This window comes from Intrasporangium zincisolvens, from assembly GCF_034724055.1.
In the GTDB taxonomy this organism is placed as follows: domain Bacteria; phylum Actinomycetota; class Actinomycetes; order Actinomycetales; family Dermatophilaceae; genus Monashia; species Monashia zincisolvens.
The window spans coordinates 58,573-81,217 of the sequence record NZ_JAWIIL010000009.1 but is presented as its reverse complement, the minus strand read 5'-3'; the positions used below and the strand labels follow the sequence as shown (position 1 = coordinate 81,217).

At 74.2% G+C, this 22,645-nt stretch carries 19 protein-coding genes; 8 read left to right on the top strand and 11 right to left on the bottom strand.

Going from position 1 to position 22,645, the window contains the following annotated elements; all coding sequences use genetic code 11:
* Window positions 1–93 precede the first annotated feature (93 nt).
* The gene (locus RY076_RS19200; RefSeq protein WP_323100860.1) at window positions 94–825 is read left to right on the top strand and encodes a WXG100 family type VII secretion target; all 732 of its coding nucleotides are present in this window, start codon (window positions 94–96) and stop codon (window positions 823–825) included.
* A 27-nt stretch (window positions 826–852) separates the two neighbouring features.
* Here RY076_RS19200 and RY076_RS19195 read toward each other — a convergent pair whose 3' ends face one another.
* On the bottom strand, window positions 853–1,587 hold the full coding sequence (locus RY076_RS19195; RefSeq protein ID WP_323100858.1) for a sirohydrochlorin chelatase: 735 nt from the start codon (window positions 1,585–1,587) through the stop codon (window positions 853–855).
* 159 nt (window positions 1,588–1,746) lie between these two features.
* Between RY076_RS19195 and cobA the strand changes: the two genes are divergently transcribed.
* Both cobA and RY076_RS19185 read left to right on the top strand, forming a co-directional pair.
* The gene (gene cobA, locus RY076_RS19190; RefSeq protein WP_323100856.1) at window positions 1,747–2,787 is read left to right on the top strand and encodes a uroporphyrinogen-III C-methyltransferase; all 1,041 of its coding nucleotides are present in this window, start codon (window positions 1,747–1,749) and stop codon (window positions 2,785–2,787) included.
* Window positions 2,784–3,965, top strand: coding sequence for a uroporphyrinogen-III synthase (locus RY076_RS19185; RefSeq protein WP_323100855.1), 1,182 nt, complete (start codon window positions 2,784–2,786; stop codon window positions 3,963–3,965). The genes cobA and RY076_RS19185 overlap by 4 nt, the downstream gene beginning before the upstream one ends.
* Before the next feature lie 8 nt (window positions 3,966–3,973).
* Here RY076_RS19185 and RY076_RS19180 read toward each other — a convergent pair whose 3' ends face one another.
* Entirely contained in the window at window positions 3,974–4,363 is a 390-nt protein-coding gene (locus RY076_RS19180; RefSeq protein WP_323100853.1) for a winged helix-turn-helix transcriptional regulator, read from the bottom strand.
* A gap of 116 nt (window positions 4,364–4,479) precedes the next feature.
* Here RY076_RS19180 and RY076_RS19175 point away from each other — a divergent pair, with 116 nt between their 5' ends.
* Window positions 4,480–5,346, top strand: a complete 867-nt coding sequence (locus tag RY076_RS19175; protein WP_323100852.1) for an SDR family oxidoreductase — start codon at window positions 4,480–4,482, stop codon at window positions 5,344–5,346.
* Window positions 5,347–5,452: 106 nt separating this feature from the next.
* On the opposite strand, the gene nirD is transcribed toward RY076_RS19175, so the two are convergent.
* From nirD to RY076_RS19150, 5 genes are read right to left on the bottom strand one after another with little or no spacing between them, the layout of a single operon-like run.
* Entirely contained in the window at window positions 5,453–5,935 is a 483-nt protein-coding gene (nirD, locus tag RY076_RS19170; RefSeq protein WP_323100850.1) for a nitrite reductase small subunit NirD, read from the bottom strand.
* Between the two features lie 45 nt (window positions 5,936–5,980).
* Complete coding sequence (gene nirB / locus RY076_RS19165) at window positions 5,981–8,542, bottom strand: nitrite reductase large subunit NirB (RefSeq protein WP_323100848.1); 2,562 nt, start codon at window positions 8,540–8,542, stop codon at window positions 5,981–5,983.
* Window positions 8,542–10,140 (bottom strand): FAD-dependent oxidoreductase, encoded by a 1,599-nt coding sequence (locus RY076_RS19160; RefSeq protein WP_323100847.1) that lies wholly within the window; start codon window positions 10,138–10,140, stop codon window positions 8,542–8,544. The genes nirB and RY076_RS19160 overlap by 1 nt, the downstream gene beginning before the upstream one ends.
* Complete coding sequence (locus RY076_RS19155; protein WP_323100986.1) at window positions 10,137–12,242, bottom strand: molybdopterin oxidoreductase family protein; 2,106 nt, start codon at window positions 12,240–12,242, stop codon at window positions 10,137–10,139. The genes RY076_RS19160 and RY076_RS19155 overlap by 4 nt, the downstream gene beginning before the upstream one ends.
* Before the next feature lie 50 nt (window positions 12,243–12,292).
* Window positions 12,293–13,798: a nitrate/nitrite transporter gene (locus RY076_RS19150; protein ID WP_323100845.1), complete on the bottom strand. Its 1,506-nt coding sequence runs from the start codon at window positions 13,796–13,798 to the stop codon at window positions 12,293–12,295.
* A gap of 268 nt (window positions 13,799–14,066) precedes the next feature.
* On the opposite strand from RY076_RS19150, the gene RY076_RS19145 reads away from it, so the two are divergent.
* Window positions 14,067–14,900 (top strand): alpha/beta fold hydrolase, encoded by an 834-nt coding sequence (locus RY076_RS19145; protein WP_323100843.1) that lies wholly within the window; start codon window positions 14,067–14,069, stop codon window positions 14,898–14,900.
* Between the two features lie 12 nt (window positions 14,901–14,912).
* Here the strand turns inward: RY076_RS19145 and RY076_RS19140 are convergent, their stop codons facing one another.
* Both RY076_RS19140 and RY076_RS19135 read right to left on the bottom strand, forming a co-directional pair.
* Entirely contained in the window at window positions 14,913–15,608 is a 696-nt protein-coding gene (locus RY076_RS19140; RefSeq protein WP_323100841.1) for a response regulator transcription factor, read from the bottom strand.
* Window positions 15,605–17,215: an ATP-binding protein gene (locus RY076_RS19135; protein ID WP_323100839.1), complete on the bottom strand. Its 1,611-nt coding sequence runs from the start codon at window positions 17,213–17,215 to the stop codon at window positions 15,605–15,607. Before RY076_RS19135 ends, RY076_RS19140 begins: the two co-directional genes overlap by 4 nt.
* A gap of 125 nt (window positions 17,216–17,340) precedes the next feature.
* Between RY076_RS19135 and RY076_RS19130 the strand changes: the two genes are divergently transcribed.
* From RY076_RS19130 to RY076_RS19120, 3 genes are all read left to right on the top strand, one after another.
* Window positions 17,341–18,693, top strand: a complete 1,353-nt coding sequence (locus tag RY076_RS19130) for a PspC domain-containing protein (protein WP_323100838.1) — start codon at window positions 17,341–17,343, stop codon at window positions 18,691–18,693.
* Window positions 18,690–19,415, top strand: a complete 726-nt coding sequence (locus RY076_RS19125; protein WP_323100836.1) for a hypothetical protein — start codon at window positions 18,690–18,692, stop codon at window positions 19,413–19,415. The genes RY076_RS19130 and RY076_RS19125 overlap by 4 nt, the downstream gene beginning before the upstream one ends.
* Before the next feature lie 199 nt (window positions 19,416–19,614).
* A complete protein-coding gene (locus RY076_RS19120) occupies window positions 19,615–21,546 on the top strand; it encodes a M13 family metallopeptidase (RefSeq protein WP_323100984.1) in 1,932 nt (643 codons plus the stop codon).
* Between the two features lie 25 nt (window positions 21,547–21,571).
* Here the strand turns inward: RY076_RS19120 and RY076_RS19115 are convergent, their stop codons facing one another.
* Both RY076_RS19115 and RY076_RS19110 read right to left on the bottom strand, forming a co-directional pair.
* Window positions 21,572–22,066 carry a GNAT family N-acetyltransferase gene (locus RY076_RS19115; RefSeq protein ID WP_323100835.1) on the bottom strand — a complete coding sequence of 165 codons (495 nt, stop codon included), beginning with the start codon at window positions 22,064–22,066 and terminating at the stop codon, window positions 21,572–21,574.
* Window positions 22,063–22,566, bottom strand: coding sequence for an SRPBCC family protein (locus RY076_RS19110; RefSeq protein ID WP_323100834.1), 504 nt, complete (start codon window positions 22,564–22,566; stop codon window positions 22,063–22,065). The genes RY076_RS19115 and RY076_RS19110 overlap by 4 nt, the downstream gene beginning before the upstream one ends.
* Window positions 22,567–22,645: the final 79 nt, after the last annotated feature.

Here is a 22,645-nt window from a genome sequence, read left to right as displayed (position 1 = left end):
ATGCCGTGGCGGGTGGGGAGTGCTCCCCGTTGCCCCGTGGGCCGTCGGCCTGTGAGGATGGCCTCGCGTTCGTCAGGGGTGAAGGGGAGAACTGTGTACAGCAAGGGTGCGGACGTCGATGCGCTCCGCGACTCGGCAGGCCGGATGGCCGCCTACGGGCGCGACGTCGACCAGGTGCTGGCCCGCAGCCGGCACGCCGTCTCGGTGGTGCGTCGTGCCTGGGCCGGGCCGGACCTCGGCCACGTTCTCGAGCGGTGGCGGCGGGTCGAGGACGACCTGACGCGGATCAGCAGCCGGTTCGGCGACCTCTCTCGCCGCCTCGAGCACAACGCCGACGCCCAGCAGCGCTCGAGCGCCGGGCACGGCGGGTCGGGCTCGGGCGGTCACGGCTCGCACGGGTCGGGCGGACACCACGGGTCCGGTGCCGGTGGGCACGCGGGTGGCTCCGGGGGCCACGGCGGTGGCTCAGGTGGCTCCGGTGGCTCAGGTGGGCACGGCGCCCAAGGGCCCGGTCACGCCGGAGGACATCCGGCCGGGCACGGGGCGTTCGAGGCCGAGGCCGGCTGGCACAGCGCGCTCGCTCCGTGGCTGCCACACGTCTGGGGCCCGGACGACGGTCGACCGCTCGTCGGCGCGGCGCAGTGGCAGGCTCCCCACCCGGGTGCCGGGATGGGCTGGGGCCATGTCGTGGGTGCCGGGTGGCACGAGGCCGGCCCGGTGTCCGGCGCCGCCTGGCAGCCGTTCGCGCCGGCGGGATGGGCGCCGTTCACGCCCGCGTTCGTGCCGGCTCTCGCCGCGCACCAGCTCGGTCTGCCGATCCGCTGACCGACGCGTCCAGCCGGGCGACCCGGGTCAGTGGCGTGGGTCGGTGGTGCGGGTGTCGCGGGCTGCAGCCTCGTAGCGCTCGATGACGATGTCGACGAGGTCGGTGGCCGGCGCCTCGTCGGCCAGCAGCAGTGGCGGCGTGACGACGTCAGCGCCCGAACGCCCGGCGAGGTCGGCGAAGAACCCCGGGGCGAGCAGGTACGTCGCCACGACGACGCGGCGGCCCGGGACCCGCTGTGCGGCAACGGCATCCGCCAGGCGTGGCTCGGCCGCGGACAGGTAGCCGACGCTCACCTCGTGGCCGATGCTCTGGGAGAGCTGCGCCGCGACAGCCTCGCAGTCCCGGACCGCCGAAACCTCCGACGAGCCGGCGGCGCCGAGCACGACGACGTCGTCGTCGCGGAGCCCGGCCGCGTCGAGGCGACGGGCCAGGAGGGCGGCGAGGCGCACGTCGGGGCCGAGCGCGGGGGCGACGCCGGCGCCGGGCACGGCCGCGGCAGCCTCCGTGAGGTCGACGAAGACGTGGTAGCCGGCCGACAGGAGCAGCGGCACGAGGCGCGCGCGGCGGCCGGCGGGCAGGCTCGCGAGCACAGCGGGTGGGTCGGGCTGCTGGACGTCCACGAAGGCCGCGCGGACGTCGAGGTCGGGGCGTCGCGCGGCCACGGCGTCGACGAGGGCGGCCACGGCCGCCTGCCCGGTGGGCGAGGCGGTCCCGTGCGACGCGGCGACGAGGACCGGCGGCTCAGCGGCAGGCGTCGTCATGGCGCCACCCTGCCACGGCCGCGCGGCACCGGGGCGCGCACGACGGCGGACGAGACGGGTGAGCCGTGTCTTACCGCGGCGTCGCACGCGTGAAACGCGGGTGAAACACGGCGTTCCTACCGTGGTGCCCGGCAGACCGACGGCGACGGAGGAGACCGCGTGCTCATCGACACCGACCTCACCGCGACGCGAGTGGTGGTCGCGGGACCGGACGGCCTGACGGCCGCGACGGCCCGGCGGCTCACGCGGGCCGGCGCCGCCGTCGTCGTGCTCGGCGAGGCCACTGCGGTGACCCCCGCCGCCTGTGCGGGCGCGCGCCTCGGGGTGCTCGTCGGTCCGGCGACGGCCTGGGAGCAGGCGCGTGAGGTGCTGCGCCGCACGTGCCTCGTCGTCGACGAGCCGGCGCCGGCCCGGGAGCGGGGCCGTGCCGTGCTCGTCGGCGCCGGGCCCGGTGGCGCAGAGCTGCTCACCCTCGGTGCCGTGCGGGCGCTCGCGGACGCCGACGTCGTCCTCGCCGACCGGCTCGTCGAGATCGGCGACCTCGCCGCGCTCGCACCCGGCGCCGAGATCGTCGACGTCGGCAAGCGTCCGGGCCACCACGCCGTGCCCCAGGCCGACATCGAGCGTCTCCTCGTCGAGCGCGCCCGCGCCGGTCTCACCGTCGTGCGCCTCAAGGGCGGCGACCCCTACGTCTTCGGTCGGGGCGGCGAGGAGGTCGCGGCGTGCGTCGCCGCCGGCGTGCCGGTCTCGGTGCTCCCCGGGGTCACCTCGGCCATCGGGGTGCCCGGGGCCGCCGGCATCCCGGTGACCCACCGCGGCGTGAGCCACGTCGTCACCGTGCTGTCGGGCCACGTGCCGCTCGACGACTCGCGGGCGCGTGGGCTCGTCGCCGTCGGTGGGTCGCTCGTGGTGCTCATGGGCGTGCACAACCTCGTGCCGATCACCGGTGCCATGGTCCGCGCCGGGCTCGACCCCGACACTCCCGCGGCCGTCGTCGAACGTGGCCTCACCCCGAGCCAGCGCAGCATCGTCGGCACGGTCGCGACCCTGCCCGACCGTGCTGCTCGCGCCGGGATCGCCTCTCCTGCAGTGGTCGTCATCGGCGGGGTCGTCGCGCAGGCGGAGGTCTGGGCCCGACGCGTCGAGGAGAGCGTGAACGCTGCCGGTGCCGCGCGCCCGCTCGCAGGGGTGCCCGCATGACCGGGTCCCGACGCGTCCACCCGGCGACGCCCTGGTCCGACCAGCTGGCCGGCCCGGACCCCGACGCCGCCCGCGCAGGGCCCACCGGGCCGGTGCTCGAGGGGTTCCGGATCGCCGTGACGTCCGACCGCCGGTCTGAGGACCTCGTCGACGCCTTCCGTCGGCGTGGTGCCGATGTGCTGCACGCACCGGCCGTGCGCATCGCCCCGATCGACGAGGACGACATCCTCGTCGCTGACACCCGCGCCGTCATCGACGGCCGACCCGACGTCGTCATCGTCACGACGGCCTACGGCTTCCGGCGCTGGATCGAGGGAGCGGACGCCGCCGGGCTGGGGGAGGAGCTGGGTGCCGTGCTCGACGCCGCGCGGATCATCGTGCGCGGCCCCAAGGCGCGCGGGGCGGTGCGGGCCGCGGGGCACGACGACGAGGGCATCGCCGAGGACGAGCGCACCGCCTCGACGGTGACGCTCGCGCTCGAGGCCGGCGTGGAAGGGCGGCGGGTTGCGGTGCAGCTGCACGGGCACGAGGACGTGGAGCAGCTCGAGCGGCTGCGGGCTGCCGGCGCCACCGTGCTCACGGTCGCCCCGTACCGCTGGGTGCGGCCCACCGACGAGAGCCGCCTCGGCCGGCTCATCCAGGCCGTCGCGGCCCGGGAGGTGGATGTCGTGACGTTCACGTCGGCGCCGGCCGTCGACGGACTCGTCTCTGCGGCAGCGCAGCTCGGCATGGACGGGGTGCTCGTCGACGCCATGCGCACCGGTGTCACCGCCGCGGCGGTGGGTCCGGTGACGGCTGCTCCGCTGCACGATCTCGGCATCGTCCCGATCGTGCCGGAGCGGTTCCGGATGGGCGCCCTGATCCGCACCGTCGTCGAGCACCTCACCCTCCACGGGGTCGAGCAGGTGCAGACGGCGCTCGGCCCGCTCGTCGTGCACGGGCGCACCGTGTCGTTCAACGGCGAGACGGTGACCCTGCCGCGAGGTCCGCGGGCCATGCTCGCCGCCCTCATGGCCGACCCCGGCGCCGTGTGCACGCGCGAGCGCCTCCTCGACGAGCTGCCCGACGCCGAGAACGAACACGCGCTCGACATGGCCGTGAGCCGGCTGCGGGCCGCACTGCCCGACCGGCACCTCGTGCAGACGGTCGTCCGGCGCGGCTACCGCCTCAACGTCTGACGCGTCGGTCAGGCGGACGCGTCCGCCGGGGTGGTGCGGGCCACGATGTCGCCGGCGTGGTCGGCGATCCAGTCCATGAGCGGCACGAGCCGGGCCGCGAGGTCGACGCCCTCCTCGGTGAGCGAGTACTCGACGTGCGGTGGCACGACCGGGCGCGCGTCGCGGTGGACGAGGCCGTCGGCCTCGAGCATCCGCAGGGTCTGGGCGAGCATCTTCTCGCTGACGCCCTCGGCCCGGCGGCGCAGCTCGCTCCACCGCAGCGGCTCGCCCTCGGCCAGGGCGAGGAGCACGAGCGTGCCCCACTTGCTCGTCACGTGGTCGAGGACGACGCGGGAGGGACAGTCCGAGGCGAAGACACCGTCGGGGAAGTGGTGGCGGAGCGTCTGACTCACTCTCATGTCAGTACCTTACTTCAAAGTGGGTACTAACTCTCGGGAAGTATGGCTGGGGAGAGCTCGTTGACGGGGGAGTCCGGCGCCGTGTCGCGCCGTCCCGAACCCGCGAAAGGACCACCATGACCATCCTCGTCACCGCCGCGAGCGGACACCTCGGCCGCCTCGTCGTCGACGCGCTCCTGCGCCGCGGCGTCGCCCCGTCCGACGTCGTCGCCACCGCTCGCAAGCCCGAGGCCCTCGCCGAGCTCGCCGATCGTGGTGTCGAGGTGCGCCGCGCCGACTACGACGACCCGGCCTCGCTCGACACCGCGTTCGCCGGGGTCGACCGGCTCCTGTTCGTCTCGGGCAGTGAGGTCGGTTCGCGGATCCCGCAGCACCGCAACGTCGTCGACGCCGCCGTGCGCGCCGGGGTGGGCCTCGTGGCGTACACGAGCATCACCCGGGCCGACACCTCCGAGCTGGCGCTCGCCACCGAGCACCGCGCCACGGAGGAGATGATCGAGGCGTCCGGCCTGGCGCACGTCTTCCTCCGCAACTCCTGGTACCTCGAGAACTACACGGGCCAGCTGCCCACCTACCTCGAGCACGGCGCCGTCATCGGGTCCGCCGGGGACGGCCGCGTCAGCGCCGCCACCCGGGCCGACTACGCCGAGGCTGCAGCCGCGGTGCTCGCCGAGGACGGCCACGGCGGCCGCGCCTACGAGCTCGGCGGCACGGCCTTCACGCTCGCCGAGCTGGCCGCGACCGTGGCCCGGGTCAGCGGCACCGAGGTCGTGTACCGCGACCTGTCGGTCGAGGACTACGCGGCCGCGCTCGTCGCCGCCGGCCTGCCGGAGGGGTACGCGCACGCCCTCGCGGACAGCGACCGGGGCATCGCCGCCGGGGCGCTCTTCACCGACACGGGCGACCTCGAGCGGCTCATCGGCCGCCCGACGACGACCCTCGAGGACGCCGTCAGGGCAGCCCTCCCGGCCGGGGTCCGCTGAGCGGACCACCCACAGGACCCCACTGCCCCCCTTCTCCATCGAGTGAGCACTGCGTCTCACGGGCCTCAGGCGTCACGTGTCTCGCGTGACGCCTGGGGCTCAGCGCTCACTCGACGGAGGAGAGGGGTGGGGTGGAGAGGCCGAGGAGGACGACGCCGTGGGCGACGCGGACGGCGTAGGTCGGCAGCCGCGTCACCGGGTCGTCGAGGGCCTCTCCGGTGCGCAGCGAGAAGACCTGCTTGAGCAGCGGCGACGCCACCGTCGGCTCTCCCGCGCGGTCGCCGGTCAGACCGCGCGACATCACCGCCGCCCGTGCGTACGGGTCGAGGTTGCCGACGGCGTAGACCATCCCGGTGGCCAGGAGGAACAGGGCCCCCTGCTCGCCGCTGGGCAGCAGGACGGCCACGCCGCGACCCGGTACGAGCGCGTCGACGCGACAGGCCCGCACCCAGAGGCGCACGCCGGGCGTGGGCAGCACGCCGGGGCGCACGACGAGGCGCGGGCGCGGCGACGCGTCGGGGATGCCCAGGGCGTCGGGCCGCTCGAGCGTCGGGTCGACCTGGGGGGCGGCGGTGGCGAGAGTGCTCATCGTGGGTTCCTCTCCGGGGTGGCGGTATCGGGGATGCCGGGGTGATCAGTCGGCGCGTCGGACGGTCGGCAGGCCGAGCGGCACCGGCACCTTGCGGGCGCCGCTGTCGTCGAAGGCGATCGTCGCGTCGGCCTCCTCCGGGGCATTGACGAAGGACACGAACCGCGACAGCTTGTCGGGGTCCTCGAGCACCGCCGCCCACTCGTCGCGGTAGCCCTCGACGTGCCGGGCCATCGCCGCCTCGAGGTCGGCCGCGACGCCGAGCGAGTCGCCGCAGACGACCGCACGCAGGTGCTCCAGGCCGCCCTCGAGCCCCTCGAGCCACGGCGCCGTCCGCTGGAGGCGATCGGCGGTGCGGACGTAGAACATGAGGAACCGGTCGATGTAGCGCACGAGGGTCTCGGTGTCGAGGTCGCTCGCGAGCAGCTGGGCGTGCTTCGGCGTCTGGCCGCCGTTCCCGCAGACGTAGAGGTTCCAGCCCTTGTCGGTCGCGATGACGCCGACGTCCTTGCCCCGCGCCTCGGCGCACTCGCGGGCGCAGCCCGAGACGCCGAGCTTGAGCTTGTGGGGCGAGCGGAGCCCGCGGTAGCGCAGCTCGAGGTCGACGGCCATCCCGACGGAGTCCTGGACGCCGTAGCGGCACCACGTCGAGCCGACGCACGACTTCACCGTGCGCAGCGACTTGCCGTAGGCGTGCCCCGACTCCATGCCGGCGTCGACGAGCCGGCGCCAGATGAGCGGCAGCTGCTCGACGCGCGCCCCGAAGAGGTCGATGCGCTGGCCGCCGGTCATCTTGACGTAGAGGTCGAAGTCCCTGGCGATGGAGCCGATCTCGATGAGCTGCTCGGCGGTGACCTCGCCGCCCGGCATCCGCGGCACGACCGAGTACGTGCCGTTCTTCTGGATGTTGGCCAGGAAGTGGTCGTTGCTGTCCTGCAGGGCTGCCTGCTCGCCGTCGAGCACGTGGTCGCTGCTCGTCGAGGCGAGGATCGAGGCGACGGTCGGCTTGCAGATCTCGCAGCCCGTGCCGCGGCCGTAGCGGGCGATGAGCGCCGAGAAGGTGCGGATGCCGGTCGCGGAGACGATCTCGAACAGCTCGGCGCGGCTCTGGTCGAAGTGCTCGCACAGGGCCGTCGACAGCTCGACGCCGGAGTCGACGAGCAGCTTCTTGACCGTGGGCAGGCAACCGCCACAGGTGGTTCCGGCGTTGGTGCAGCCCTTGATCGCCGCGAGGTCACACGCGCCGTCGGCGATGGCGCCGCAGATCGAGCCCTTCGTGACGTTGTTGCACGAGCAGATGACGGCGTCGTCGGGCAGCGCGTCGGCGCCGAGCTCGGCGCCCGCCGGCGAGATGAGCGCAGCGGGGTCGCCCGGCACCTCACGGCCGACGTAGGCCTTGAGCGTCGTGTACGCCGTGGCGTCGCCGACGAGGATGCCGCCGAGCAGCGTCCGGGCGTCGTCGCTGACGACGAGCTTCGCGTACGTGCCCTTCGTCGCGTCGGTGTGCACGATCTCGAGAGCACCGGGGGTCGCGCCCATGGCATCGCCGAAGGAGGCGACGTCGACGCCGAGCAGCTTGAGCTTGGTCGACAGGTCGGCGCCCGGGAAGGTGGCCTCGCCGCCGAGGAGACGATCGGCGACGACCTCGGCCATCGTGTAGCCAGGCGCGACGAGGCCGTAGCAGCGGCCCTCGACGGCGGCGACCTCGCCCACGGCCCAGACGTTCTCGTCGCTGGTGCGGCACGCCGCGTCGGTGACGACACCACCGCGCTCGCCGATCTCGAGGTCCGCCGCGCGGCCCAGGGCGTCGGCCGGGCGGACGCCGGCCGAGAAGACGACGAGGTCGGTGAGCAGCGCGGTGCCGTCGGACAGCTCGACGGCGAGGCGACCGTCGTCCTGGGCCTCGATCGCGTTCGTGCCGACGCCGGTGTGCACGTGCACGCCGAGCCGGCCGACGAGGCCCGCGAGCACCGCGCCGCCGCCCTCGTCGACTTGCAGCGGCATGAGCCGGGGCGCGAACTCCACGACGTGCGGGGTGAGCCCGAGCAGGCGCAGGGCGTTGGCGGCCTCGAGTCCGAGCAGGCCGCCGCCCACGACGAGCCCGCCGGCCTCGCGGCCCTCGGCCCGGGCCCGCTCGATCGCGGCCTCGGCCCGGTCCCGGACGGCGTCGAGGTCGTCGAGCGTGCGGTACACGAAGCACCCGTCGGCGTCGTGTCCCGGCACGGGCGGCACGAAGGGGTAGGAGCCGGTGGCGATGACGAGCGCGTCGTAGCCGATCGTGTCGCCGGTGCTCGCCGTGACGGTCCGGGCCTGGCGGTCGACGTGCTCGGCGCGGGTGCCGAGGCGCAGGTCGACGAGGGCGTCGCCGTCGTAGGTGTTGCCGGTGAGGGCCAGCGCGCTTCGGTCCCAGGCGCCGACGTAGACAGACAGCCCGACGCGGTCGTAGGCCGGCTCGGCTTCCTCGGACAGCACGACGACGCGCCACGTGCCCTCGGCGTCGCGCGAGCGGAGCGCCTCGACGAACCGGTGGCCGACCATGCCGTGGCCGACGACGACGGCGGTGCGCGGGGTGCCGGGGGTGCGGGCGGCGGTGATGTGCTCGGACATCAGGCGGCTCCTTCTTCGAGGGGCTCGGACTGGCCTTCGGGCCGGCCGAGGGTCGTGTTCGGGCTGACGGACGGTTCGGCCGAGCGCAGCCACGAGCAGAGGCCGTCGACGGCGCTCGCGCACGAACCGCAGCCGGTGGTTGCGCGGGTGGCCTCGGCGACGGCGGGGACCGTGTCGGCCCCCGACCGGAACGCCTCGACGATGGCGCTCTTCGTCACGGTGTTGCACCGGCAGATGACGGCGCCCCCGGGCATCTCGGCGAGGTTGACCGACTCGGCACCGCCCGCCCGCGTCACGGCGCGCCCGAGCATCAGCGCGAGGCGGTCCCGGGGCGCCGTGGCTCCGGTGTCGTAGAGCTGGGTCAGCGGGCCGGCGGCGTCGCCGACGCCGAGGAGGATGGCGCCGACGAGCCGGTCGGCGCGCAGCACGAGCTTGGCGTAGCGGCCGCGGACCGGGTCGGTGAAGGCGAGCACCTCGTGGCCGGCGTCGTGGACACCGACGTCGACCCGGCCCATGCTCGTGAGGTCGACGTCAGGCGCCTTGAGCCGGGTCACGACGCTCGTGCCGGTGTACGTGGCGGCGGGGTCGGCGCCGCTCAGGACATCGGCGAGGACGCGCGCCTGGTCCCAGCCCGGCTGGACGAGACCGGGCACCTCACCGCGGTGCTCGGCGCACTCACCGATGGCGTGGACGTGCGGGTGCGACGCACCGAGCCGGTCGTCGACGACGACGCCGCGGCCCACGTCGAGGCCGGCGGCACGGGCGAGGTCGACCCGGGGACGAACACCGGCCGCGAGCACGACGAGGTCGGCCGGAAGCTCGGTGCCGTCGTCGAGGACCACGGCGCCGGGGGCCTCGCTGGTGGCGCGTCGACGCTCGCCGACCTGGCGCCCGAGGGCGAGCCGCGCCCCGAGTCCTTGCACGACGCGGGTGAGGACCGCGCCGCCGTCGTGGTCGAGCTGCCGGTCCATGGGGTGCGCGGCGGGGTGCACGACGGTGACGTGCACCCCGTGCCCGAGCAGCCCACGGGCGGCCTCCAGCCCGAGCAGCCCGCCACCGACGACGACGGCATGGTGCGCGGACTCCGCTGCGGTGACAAGGCGCTCGGCGTCGTCGAGGGTTCGGAAAGCGATGACCGACGGGTCGTCCGCGGCGCCCGCGATCGGGGGCACGAACGCGTCGCTCCCGGTGGCGAGGACGAGCTCGTCCCACCGGAGGACCTCCGGCGCCGCCACTCCGCCCGCGTCGGGCGCGGCGGCGGTCAGGGTGGCGGTTCGGGCGCTCACGTCGAGGGCTGTGACACGGATGCCGGCGCGCACGAGGACGTCGTGCGTGGCCCACCACCCGTTGGGCTTGAGCCGCGTCTCGCGCGGGCCGATCGTGCCGGCGACGACGGTCGACAGCAGCACGCGGTTGTAGGCCTCGTGCGGCTCCTCGCCGACGACGGTGATGGCGACCTCTGCGTCGCGGCGGCGCAGCTCCTCGGCGAAGCGGGCGCCGGCCATGCCGTTGCCGACGACGAGGACGTGGCGACGCGGCGCGTCGGGGGAGCAGGGGCTGGGGGCCGGGCTCAGGGTCGGGCTCAGGGTCGAACTCACGGTGCGGCCTCCAGTCGGACGGCGCAGGCCTTGAACTCGGGCATGCGGCTCGTGGGGTCGAGGGCGGGGTTGGTCAGGACGTTGGCGCGCGCGTCGCCGCCGTGGGAGGTGCCGCCCCAGTGGAACGGCAGGAACACGACGTCAGGGCGCATGTCCTCGTCGACGCGGACCGTGGCGCGGGTGCGACCACGCCGGCTGACGACGTCGGCGGCGTCTCCCTGCGAGAGTCCTTGGGCCGCAGCGGTGTCGGGGTGCACCTGGACGAACATCTCCCCAGCGGCCTCGGTCAGCTCGGGCACGAGGCGGGTTTGCGCGCCGGACTGGTAGTGCTGCAGCAGACGGCCCGTCGTCGCGACGAGCGGGTACTCCGCGTCGTCCGCCTCGCTCGGGGTGCCCGCTTCGACGGGCACGAGCCGTGCGCGCCCGTCCGGGGTGGCGAACCGGTCGAGGAAGAGGCGCGGGGTGCCCTGCGGGCGGTCGGTGGGGCACGGCCAGTGCAGGGACTCGCCGGCGTCGAGGCGCTCCCACGTCACGGCCGAGTAGTCGGCGACGCCGCCGGCCGACGCGCGCCGCAGCTCCTCGAACACCTCCCGCGGGTCGGTGGAGAACGGCACCGGCGCGTCGAGACGGCGGGCCAGCTCGGACCACACCCACAGCTCGCTGCGGCACCCGGCCGGCGGCTCGATCGCCTTACGGCGGCGCAGGACCCGCCCCTCGAGGTTGGTCAGCGTGCCCTCCTCCTCGGCCCACTGCAGCACGGGGAGCACCACATCGGCGAGGGCGGCGGTCTCGGACAGGACGAAGTCGCACACGACGAGCAGGTCGAGGGAGCGCAGCCGCTCGGTGACCCGCGACGCGTCGGGCGCCGACACGACCGGGTTCGAGCCGTGCACGAGGAGGGCACGGGGCCCGCCATCGGTGCCGAGCGCGTCGAGCAGCTCGAACGCGCTGCGGCCCGGGCCGGGAAGGCTGTCGGGCTCGACGCCCCAGACCGCGGCGACGTGCGCCCGCGCCGCGGGGTCGTCGATCTTGCGGTAGCCCGGCAGCTGGTCGGCCTTCTGACCGTGCTCGCGACCGCCCTGGCCGTTGCCCTGGCCGGTGATGGTGCCGAACCCGGTGCCGGGGTTGCCGGGCAGGCCGAGCACGAGGGCGAGCGCGATGAACGCGGTGACCGTGTCGGTGCCGGTCGCGTGCTGCTCGCCGCCGCGGGCGCTGAGCACGTACGCGCCGCGCTCGGTGTCCCGGGCGCGAGCCAGGGCGCGCACGGCGGCCCGCATCGAGGCGGCCGCGACGCCAGTGACCCGCTCGGCCCGCTCGGGCAGCCACTGCGACGACACGGCCCAGAGTTCGTCGAACCCCGTTGTCCTGGAGTCGATGTAGTCGCGGTCGGCGTACCCCTCGGTGACGGCCAGGTGGATCATCCCGAGGGCCAGGGCCGCGTCCGTTCCGGGACGCAGCTGCAGGTGCAGGCCGCCGCCGTCGAGCGCCTTGGCAGCCGTCGGCGTCAGGCGCGGGTCGGCCACCATGAGGCCGCCGTGGTCGGCGGCACGCACGAGGTGGGTGAGGAACGGCGGCATCGTCTCGGCCGGGTTGGCTCCGAGCAGGAGCACGGCGTGGGCCGAGCCGATGTCGGTGACCGGGAAGGGCAGCCCCCGGTCGAGGCCGAAGCAGCGGATGCCGGCCGCGGCCGCGGAGCTCATGCACCAGCGTCCGTTGTAGTCGACCTGTGAGGTGCCGAGCCCGACGCGCGCGAACCGCCCCAGCTGGTAGGCCTTCTCGTTCGTCAGGCCACCTCCGCCGAAGACCGCGACGGCGTCGCGGCCGTACGCGTCCCGGGTGGCGGCGATGCCGCGCGCCACGGTGTCGAGCGCGTCGTCCCACGTGGCCCCGACGAGCTCCCCACCGCGCCGCACGAGCGGGACCGTGAGCCGCGACGGGGTGCGGAGCAGCTCGGCACTCGTCCAGCCCTTCTGGCACAGGCCTCCCCGGTTGGTGGGGAAGCGCCGCGGTGCCACGGTGACCTCGGCTGCCGACGACCCTGAGAGGGTCATGGCGCACTGGAGCCCGCAGTAGGCGCAGTGCGTCTCGGTCCGACGCGTCATGTCGTCGGGGCTGCCGGAGGACGTGCGGGCGATGGGGGTCGCGAGGTCGGTCATCGGCGGTAGCGCACCTTCGTCACGACGGCGGCCACGACGTAGAACACCGTGAAGACGACGAACGCCGCCGTGGCCGAGTGGGCCGGCCCGACGTACGAGGCTCGCAGCCCGAGGTTGATGAGGACGCCACCCAGGGCGCCGATCGCCCCGGCGATGCCGATGAGGGCGCCGGACATCGAGCGCGACCACGCGGCCCGCTCGACGGCGCTGCCCACGAGCGCGAGGGACTTCCGCTCGAAGATCGACGGGATCATCTTGTAGACCGAGCCGTTGCCGATGCCGGACAGGACGAAGAGGGCTATGAACCCGCCGATGATCCCGGTCAGCTGCACGGCCGTCGCGGCGCCCGGCGTCACGTCGTCTGCGCGGGCCGCGAGCGTCACGACGAGGCCGGCCACCGCCATGAGGACGAACGCGACGAAGGTGACCGGGCCGCCGCCGCGCCGGTCGGCGAGGCGTCCGCCCCACACCCGGCTCACCGAGCCGAGCAGCGGGCCGATGAACGCGATCTGGGCCGCGTGCAGGCTCGCCGCGGCGGTCTGGGCCGGCGTCGGGGTGGCGCCGCCGGCCAGGCCGGCGAGGAAGGTCGCGTTGAGCACCTGGCCGAAGGCGAACCCGAAGCCGATGAACGAGCCGAACGTGCCGATGTAGAGCAGCGAGATGAGCCACGAGTCCACGTGCCCCACGAGGTCGCGCATGGCCCGGCCGTTCGCGGTCTGGTGGTCGAGGTTGTCCATGAAGAGCGCCGCGCCGGTGCTGGCCACGGCGAGCAGCACGAGGTAGACGGCGCAGACGACCTCGGGCCGGCGGTTGCCGAGCGTCGCGATGACGAGCAGCCCGACGAGCTGCACGGCCGGCACGCCGATGTTGCCGCCGCCGGCGTTGAGCCCGAGGGCCCAGCCCTTCATCCGCTGCGGGTAGAAGGCGTTGATGTTCGTCATCGACGACGCGAAGTTGCCGCCGCCGAGGCCTGCCAGGCCCGCGACGAGCAGGAAGGTCGTCAGCGAGTGGCCGGGGTTGACCATGAGCCACCACGTCAGCCCGGTCGGCACGAGCAGGGCGATGCCGCTGAAGACGGCCCAGTTGCGGCCGCCGAAGAGGGCCGTGGCCATCGTGTACGGCACCCGCAGCACCGCCCCGACGAGGGTCGGCACGGCGACGAGGTAGAACTTGTCGGCCGCGGTGAAGCCGTAGACGGCCTGCGGCATGAACAGCACCATGACCGACCAGATCGACCAGATCGAGAAGCCGATGTGCTCGGTGAAGACCGACCACACGAGGTTGCGCCGCGCGACGGCCTTGTTGCCGGCCTCCCACGCGACGGTGTCCTCGGGGTCCCAGCCGGTGATGACGCGCCGCTTCGGCGCGGTGAGCGCGCGCAGGCGGCTCGGGGACGCGGGGGACGCGGGGGACGCGGGGGACGCGTGGGGCGCAGTGGGCGCGGACGGTGCAGGGGTGGCAACGGTGCCGGTCGACTCGGTGGTGCCGGTGGTCGTGCTCACGGATTCCTCCTCGTGAGGCGGGTGGGGGTCGCTGCGAGAGCGTGGCGCCCACGCTAGGAAGGCCGTGTTGCACCCGGTCCGGACGCGTGTGACGCGTCCGTAACGGCTTCCTCACCCCGCCGCCACGACGGCGTGAGGTCGAGCGCGGCGGCTCCAGGAGCGGGTCTCACGGCCCGACGCGTCGCCGGTGAGACGTGCGTCCGGGACCGTGGACTGGCGGGGGCGGGCGCGGGCGGGACACCCGCGGGCCGCGCGTAGGCTCGCGGTCATGACCTCGACGGCCCCGACGCACGCGCCGCTCAACACGCTGTCGGTCGGTACGGCCGGACCGCGGATCGCCTTCCTGCACGGACTCTTCGGCCAGGGCCGCAACTGGAACCAGATCGCCAAGGCCGTGAGCGGCGCCCACGGGGCCGACGCCCGCTGCCTCCTCGTCGACCTGCCCGACCACGGGCGCTCGCCGTGGTCCGACGCGTTCTCCCTCGAGGGGTACGCCGACGCCGTGGCCGCGACCCTGCGCGCCGCCGCCCCGGGCGAGACGTGGGCCGTCGTCGGGCACTCGCTCGGCGGCAAGACGGCGATGGTCCTCGCGCTGCGCCACCCCGAGCTCGTCGAGCGCCTCGTCGTGGTCGACATCGCGCCCAAGGGCTACGGCTCGCTCGAGCGGTTCGCCGGCTACATCCGCGAGATGCAGCACCTGCCCCTCGACGCGCTCGCGAACCGGGCCGACGCCGAGGCGCGGTTCGAAGAGCCAGACCCCGGCGTCAAGGCGTTCCTCCTGCAGAACCTCCGACGCCACGGCGACGCGTGGCGCTGGCAGGTCAACCTCCAGCTCGTCGCCGCCGACGCCGACCTCGGCCCGGAGTCGCAGATCGCCGGCTGGCCCGCCGACGTCGACGCGCTGCCGGCCTACGAGGGGCCGGTGCTCTGGGTCGCCGGCGGGGAGTCGCGCTACGTCAAGCGCGAGGACGGCGCGCACATGCGCCGGCTCTTCCCGCGGACGCGGCTGTTCACGATCAAGGGCGCCGGGCACTGGGTGCACACCGACGCCCCGGACGTCATCGTCGCCGCGCTGCGCCGGTTCCTCCACGCCGCGGCCTGACGGCCCCCTGCGTCAGAGGAGGCGGCGGCCCATCGCCCAGGCGGTCAGCTCGTGGCGCGAGGACAGCTGGAGCTTGCGCAGCACCGACGACACGTGCGTCTCGACGGTCTTGACGGAGATGAACAGCTCCTTGGCGACCTCCTTGTACTGGTAGCCGCGGGCGATGAGGCGCATGACCTCACGCTCGCGGGCCGAGAGCCGGTCGAGCTCCTCGTCGATCTCGGCGACCTCGCCGGCGGCGGCACCGAACGCGTCGAGGACGAACCCTGCCAGGCGCGGGCTGAACACGGCGTCACCCTCGGCGACGCGGCCGATCGCCGTGAGCAGCTCCTCGGCGCTGATCGTCTTGGTGACGTAACCGCGGGCGCCGGCGCGGATGACGGCGATGACGTCCTCCGCGGCGTCGGAGACCGACAGGGCGAGGAACCGCACCGGCACGTCGGGAGCGGCCTGGACCGTGGCGCACGCGCGGATGACGTCGGCGCCGCCGTGGCCGTCGCCACCGGGCAGGTGCACGTCGAGCAGCACGACGTCGGGCTTCTCGCGGGCGATGACCTCGGTGGCCGACTCGACGGCCCCGGCCTCGCCGACGATCTCGAGCCGGAAGGGCGCCTTCGTGGCGATCGTCGTCAGCTCGGACCGCACGCCGGTGCGGAACATGTGGTGGTCGTCGACGATGACGATGCGGATGCTCCGCGCGTCGGTCATGAGGGCTGCTCCTGGTTCTTGGGGGCGGGGTCGGGGGCGGCGGGGGAGGTCACCGGCAGGCGCAGCTCGATCTCGGTGCCGTCGGCGCGGCGCCGGATGCGCGCCGACCCACCGTGGCGCTCCATGCGTCCGATGATCGACTCGCGCACGCCGGCGCGGTCGTCAGGCACGTCGTCGAGCTCGAAGCCGCCGCCGTGGTCGCGGACGAAGGCCTCGACGGCGTCGGGCCCCACCTCGACGTAGGCGCTGACCGGGGGCTCGGCGTGCCGGACAGCGTTCCACGCGGCCTCGCGGACGGCCTTGACGAGGGCGTCGAGGTGCTCGTCCATCGGCCGGTCGCCGGTGACGACGAGCTGCACCGGGGTGCCGTGGAGGTCCTCGACCTCGCCGAGCGCGGCGGTGAGCGCGGCGCCGAGGCTGCCGGCGCGCGCGTCCTCGTCGTAGAGGTAGCTGCGCAGCTGCCGCTCCTGGGCGCGGGCGAGGCGCGCCACGGCGGCGGAGTCGCCGGCCTGCCGCTGGATGAGGGCGAGGGTCTGGAGCACGGAGTCGTGCAGGTGGGCCGCGATGTCGGCGCGCTCGGTGGCGCGGATGCGGGCGGCCTGCTCGAGGCGCAGGTTGGTCCAGAGGCGCAGCACCCACGGCGCCGACAGCACGGCGACCCCGACGAGGGCGGCGAGCACGGCGCCGGCCACCTGCCACAGCTCGGACACGTTGGTGCCGCGGGCCAGCAGCGCGACGAGCCCGAGGACCGTCAGCGTCAGGCCGACGACGAGCCAGATCCACCGCACCGGTCGCCGCGCCCCGAGGACGTCGGTCTCGTCGAGCTGGGACCAGAAGAAGATCGCGCCGATGCCGATGGCGACGACGGGCAGGATGACCTCGGCGTGCACGTTCAGGCCCGTGCTGCCGAGCCACAGCGCGCCGGCGACGGCGAGCACCGCGACGCCGACGATGGCGATGACGACGGCCTGGTTGCCGCTGCGCAGCCACGTGCGCAGCGAGGCGAGGTCGAGCGGGAACGACGCGTGGGAGCGGACGGCTGTGGTGGGGCTGGTGGCGGACGTGCCGACACCGGGGGTGGCCGGGAGTCCCGTCACAGCAGGGGCGCCCGGTGCTGCGGGGCCGGTGGAGCCGGACGCCGCGGCACCCTCGGGCGCGAACGCGGCGGTGCCCGGCGGCGGGGGTGCGAGGACGGCGCCCGCGGTCCCTGGAGCGGTCGCGAGGTCGTCGTGACCCTCCCGCATCGTGGCCCACAGGAAGACGTAGACGACGAGGCCGGCGCCGAAGGGGATGCTCGTCGCGACGAGCGCGATGCGGACCGGCAGGACCGGGATGCCGAGGTGGGCGGCGAGGCCCGCGGCGACGCCGGCGATGACGCGGCCCTGTCGTCGCCGCTCCAACGGTGGGCGCGGTCGGTTGCGCCACGGCTGCGCGGGTGCGGCAGGGGCGGGAGGGGTCGTCGGGTCGGCGGTCGCCACCGGCGGCACCGGCGGCACCTGCGCCGGCACCTGCGCCGGCACCTGCCCCGACACGGGGTCGGGCGCGGGGTGGGGCGCGGGGTCGCCGGCGGTGCTCACCGGGGCCCTGCTCTCGTCTGCCGTCTGCACCGTTCCATCCTGACCCACGGGTGGGGGTGTGGGCGACCACCGAGGCACCCTTTGGGGGTCGCGTCAGGGTCCGGTCAGGGTCGACCCTCATGGCTGCGTCGCGGGCCGGGCGCGAGTCTGGTGACATGACGAAGAGCAAGAACGCCCCGACGCAGGGGCACGGGCTGGACGGGTTCTACGACGCACTGCGCCGGCCGGGCATCACGCGGGTCGCCGACGGTGGCTGGTTCGCGGGGGTGTCGACGGGCCTGGGCCGCTGGCTCGGCGTCGACGCGCTCGTCGTGCGGGCCGGCTTCATCCTCCTGTCGATCTTCTTCGGGATGGGGGTCGCCGTGTACCTCGCGCTCTGGCTGGTCATGCCGGACGAGCGCGGCGAGATCCACCTCGAGCGGGCGCTGAAGCACGGTGAGGGCCGCTCGATCTTCCTGCTCGTCGTCACCGCCGTGTCGCTCTTCGGCGGCGGTCCCTGGTGGGGCGGTGACACCCACGGCCTGCGGTTCGGGGCGTTCGTCCTCCTCGCCGTCGGCGCGTGGTGGTTCCTCACCCGCACCGACCAGGGACGCCGGCTCAGCGGCTGGCCGTGGACCGACCCCGGCTCCGCGTCCTCCGGCTCGTCGTCCGCGGCGTCGGCCACGGCTGCTTCCTCGACTCCCTCGTCCCCGCCGGCCCCCTCGACGGGCAACGCGGCCGCCAACGCCGGCGCGGCCATGTCGAGCGGTGCGACCGTCGCACCGCCGCGACCGGCCCCGGTGCCCCGCGTGCCGCGTCCGCGCACCCGCACCATCGGGTTCGCGCCCGGGCTGCTCGTCCTCGGGCTCGCCGTCCTCGCCGGCGCCGTCGTCGCCGAGATCGCCCACAGTGCGGGCGTGCTGGGCAACCCGTTCGCCGTCGGCATCGCGACCGGCGTCGGTGTGCTCGGGCTCGGCATCGTCGTGGCGGGCCTCGCCGGACGCCGCGCCGGAGCGCTGGCCTTCTTCACCGTGCTCGGCATGTTCGCGGCGGTCGTCGCCACGGCAGCACCACGGGGGCTCACCCAGCCCTGGCAGGCCGGCGACGAGAGCCACGTCGTCACGTCGGTGTCCGACACCAAGGACTTCCAGCTCGGACTCGGCGACCTGCACGTCGACCTCACCGCGCTCGACGCCACGGCCCTCAAGGGGCAGACCAACCCGGTCCCGGTCAAGGCAACCGTGGGCGTGGGCCAGATCGACCTCGTCGTCCCGAAGGGCGTCAACGTCCAGGTCAACGCGAAGGCCAAGGCCGGCGCCCTGTCCGCCGTGGGCGCCAGCGGTGGCGACGTCGTCATCAACACCGACCGGACCGACAACGGCTCCGACATGCCGATGCGGATGCGCAGCAGCGACGGCATCAGCATCGACAGGACCGTCACCTACGGCGGCACCGGCGCCCCCGCCATCGTCGTCGACGCCGAGGTCGGCATCGGCCAGATCAACGTGACCACCGGGAGCGCGTCATGACCGAGCACACCGGGCGGCGCGATGCAGACGCGCCCGCAGCACCCGAGCACCACGAGACCCGTGAAGACCTGGAGACGACGATGACCACCCAGCAGCCCGACGACCCGAACATCGAGACGAGCACAGACTCGGCGAGCACGGTCGAGACGAGCACCGACGCGACGAGCGCCGACCGCACCGAGCGGCCCGACCCGACGCTCTCGGCGAGCCTCGGCTGGCCGGACGCGATGCCGGTGCCGCAGGCGTCGACGCCCGACACGACGGCCCTGCCGGTCTCGAGCACCACGACGCTGCCACAGGCGTCGACGCCCGACACGACGGCCCTGCCGGTGGCGAACACCACCACGACGCTGCCGCAGGCGGCCGCGCCGGCCGGTGTGCCCTTCCGCGTCGAGCCGAGCGCGCCGGTGCCCGACGACGCCGTGCCGGCGTCCGACCCGGCGCAGATGCCGCCACCGGCGTGGCCGCCGGTCGGCGAGCCCGTGGCCCAGACCTACCAGGGCCCGCAGGGACCCGGCGTCACGGTGCGCCGCGGGCCGCGGCCCGGAACGGTGATGTTCGGCCTGCTCGCGATGATCGTCGCGGCCTACGTGCTCGTCGCCAACCTGACGAACGCCGACCTCAGCATCCGCCTCGTCGGGCCGCCGCTCATCGGTGCCTTCGGCGGGATGCTCCTGCTCGTCGGGATCGCCGGGGTCCTCGCCGGCCGCCTGCGCCGCTGACCGGCCCCTCACCGGCCCCTCACCGGCCCCTCACCGGCGCCGACCGGTCGACGCCGACGCGTCGACCGGTCGGTGCCGCGTCGGGCGGCTCGCGTGGTTACGCTGCGCACGGGGACGCGGCCCGCCCACGTCCAGGACCCGACCGCACCACACACGGAGGCACGACGTGACGCTGAAGTCCGGCATCGACCTCGGCGCGATGGACCGCGCCACCCGTCCCCAGGACGACCTCTTCCGGTTCGTCAACGGCACGTGGCTCGACACGACGGACATCCCGGAGGACCGGGCCCGCTTCGGCACCTTCGACGTCCTGCGCGAGCAGTCCACAGCCCGGGTGCACGACCTCATCGAGGCCGCTGCGGCCGACCACGACGCGGCTCCCGGGTCGCCGACGCGACAGGTGGGCGACCTCTACGCGAGCTTCATGGACACCGACCGGATCGAGGCGCTCGGCCTCGCGCCCCTCGAGCCGTTCCTGTCCGACGTCGCCACGGTGCACGACGTCGAGTCGCTCGGCGCGACGCTCGGGCGCCTCGAGCGCGTCGGCGTCCACGGTGTGCTCCACTCCTGGGTCGGTCCGGACGAGCGCTCGCCCGAGGAGTACGTGGTCTACCTCGAGCAGGGCGGTCTCGGGCTGCCCGACGAGTCGTTCTACCGCGAGGACAAGTACGCCGCGATCCGCGAGGCCTACGTCGCGCACATCGGCCGGCTCCTGACCCTCGCCGGCATCCCGGCCGCCGAGGACAAGGCCGTTCGCGTCATGGCCCTCGAGACGCGTCTGGCTGCGGGCCACTGGGACAACGTGGCCACGCGCGACGCCGTCAAGACGTACAACGCCCACAGCCTCGATGAGGTGCGGCAGCTCGCACCCCAGTTCCCTTGGGACGCTTGGCAGCTCGGCATGAAGGCCCCCGAGGGTTCGTTCGCCAAGGTCATCGTCCGCGAGCCGAGCTTCCTCACCGCGCTCGGCGGGGCGCTCTCCGAGGTCGAGATCGCCGACTGGCAGGCGTGGCTCAGCTGGCACGTGCTGAGCGAGTTCGCCTCACTGCTCCCGCAGGCCCTCGTCGACGAGGACTTCGACTTCTTCGGTCGCACGCTCTCGGGCCAGCCGGAGAACCGCGAGCGATGGAAGCGCGCCGTGTCGGCGGTCGAGAACGGCGTCGGCGAGTCCGTGGGCCGGCTCTACGCCGAGAAGTGGTTTCCGCCGGAGGCGAAGGAGCGCATGCAGCAGCTCGTCGCCAACCTCGTCGAGGCGTTCCGGCGCTCCTTCGGCTCGCTCGCGTGGATGGGCGCCGATACCCGCGCCGAGGCGATCGCCAAGCTCGACGCGTTCACGCCGAAGATCGGCTACCCGGACACGTGGCGGGACTACTCCTCGATCACCATCGACCCGGGCGACCTGATCGGGAACATCTCTCGCGCAACGGAGTTCGACGTCGACCGCAACCTCGCCAAGATCGGCCAGCCGGTCGACCACGGCGAGTGGTTCATGCTGCCGCAGCACGTCAACGCCTACTACATGCCTTCGATGAACGAGATCGTCTTCCCGGCCGCCATCCTCCAGCCGCCGTTCTTCGACCTCGAGGCCGACGACGCCGTCAACTACGGCGGCATCGGTGCCGTCATCGGGCACGAGGTCGGCCACGGCTTCGACGACCAGGGCTCGCGCTACGACGGCACGGGCGCCCTGCGCGACTGGTGGACCGAGGGAGACCGGGAGCGCTTCGACGCCCTGTCGCAGCGCCTCATCGAGCAGTTCAGCGCCTACACCCCGGCCGGCCTCGACGACTCGCACACCGTCAACGGCGCCCTGACCGTCGGCGAGAACATCGGCGACCTCGGCGGCCTGCAGATCGGCTACGCGGCCTACCGCATCGCCACCGAGGAGTCGGGCATGCCCGAGATCGACGGCTTCACCGGGGCGCAGCGGTTCTTCATCGGCTGGGCGCGCGTCTGGCAGGGCAAGGCCCGCGAGGCCGAGGCGATCCGCCTGCTCGCCATCGACCCCCACTCGCCGCAGGACGTGCGCGGCAACGCCGTGCGCAACGTCAGCCAGTTCCACGAGGCGTTCGGGGTGACGCCGGAGGACGCCATGTGGCGCCCGGAGCAGGAGCGCGTCCAGATCTTCTGAGCGGCAGGCGGGGTCGCGCGTCGGGTCAGAGGACCTTCTTGAACCCGACGTGCGACTTCTCGAAGCCGAGCCGCTCGTAGAAGCGGTGCGCGTCGAGGCGCGTCGCGTCGGAGGTCAGCTGCACCAGCGCGCAGCCGAGGCGTCGCGACTCCTCCTCGGCCCACTCGATGAGCTGCGTGCCGAGGCCCGAACCGCGTTCGGACGACGCGACCCGCACGCCCTCGAGGATGGTGCGGGTGGCGCCGCGTCGTGACAGGCCCGGCTGCACCGTCAGCTGGAGGGTGGCGACGACGCACCCGTCCCGCTCGGCGACGACGAGGTGCTGCCCGGGGTCGGCGGCGACCCGCTCGAAGGCGTCCTCGTAGGGCGCGAGGTCGTCGGGCGTCTCGCGCGAGGCGCCGAGCACGTCGTCGGCGAGGAGGGCGACGATGGCCGGCACGTCGGCCCGCTCGGCCACCCGGATGACGGGCAGGTCGCCCCGCTCCGGTTGCCGGGCGGCGCCGGGAGGCGTCGTGGTCACCGGTCGGCGGAGTCGGCGGAGCCCCCGGACCCGGCGGACTCGGCGGACTCGGCGGCGGCCTTGAGCCGGGCCAGGCCCTTCTCGAAGTCGGGTCCGATGAGCTTCTCCATCGACCAGAACCGGCTCATGAGGCGCATGACGGCGTTCTGCGGGCCGGTCATGGCCCACTCGACAGCCGTCGAGTCCCCTTGGGGCGTCAGGGTGAAGTCGACGCGGTTGGTGGCCCGCATCGGGGCCGAGAAGACGAGGTCGACGCCGACGTGGTGAGGCTGGGACTCGACGATCTCCATGCGCCCCTGGCCCGCCTTGCTGTTGCCGCGCCACGCGTACGTCGCCCCGACGCCGGACTGCGGGCCGGCGTAGGTGCGCTCGAGGTGGGGGTCGAGCCCCTCCCACGGAGACCACTTCTGCCACTCGTGCAGGTCGTTGACGAGGGCGTGGACCCGCTCGGTCGAGGCGGCGACGAGGGTCGAGCGGCTGATGTGGAAGTCCTTGGCCATGGCGCGATCCTGCCATCGCCGGTCGGAGGGTGCCCGGGATTCCCGGCATGCCCCAACTGCACCATCGGCCCCCTTCGCA